Here is a 378-nt window from a genome sequence, read left to right as displayed (position 1 = left end):
CACCTATCTGGTGACCGTGTGTGATCACGGGCTCAATGCGTCGACCTTCGCCACCCGCGTCGTCGCCTCGACCTTGGCCGGCCTGACATCGTCGGTGCTGGCGGGCCTCGGCGCGCTCAAGGGACCGCTGCATGGCGGCGCGCCCGGCCAGGTAATCGATATGCTCGACGCGATCGCCGCGCATGGCGATGCGGCCGGATGGCTGCGCAATGAGATCGCGCAGGGCAGGCGCATCATGGGCTTCGGACATCGCATCTACCGTGTGCGCGATCCGCGCGCTGATGTGCTGAAAGCGGTGGTGCGCAAGCTGGGCGGCGAGGGCGGCACCGGCCGCCGGCTGGCTTTCGCCGAGACGGTCGAGCAGACGGCGCTCGAGGT

General features: G+C 69.3%; 1 protein-coding gene. It reads left to right on the top strand.

What is annotated here, in order from left to right:
- Positions 1-378, top strand: a 378-nt coding sequence (locus EN852_RS36070) for a citrate/2-methylcitrate synthase (RefSeq protein ID WP_281407836.1), incomplete at both ends; no start/stop codon positions are given.

This window comes from Mesorhizobium sp. M2E.F.Ca.ET.209.01.1.1, from assembly GCF_004010375.2.
Classification (GTDB): domain Bacteria; phylum Pseudomonadota; class Alphaproteobacteria; order Rhizobiales; family Rhizobiaceae; genus Mesorhizobium.
This window is presented reverse-complemented; position numbering and strand designations above follow the sequence as displayed.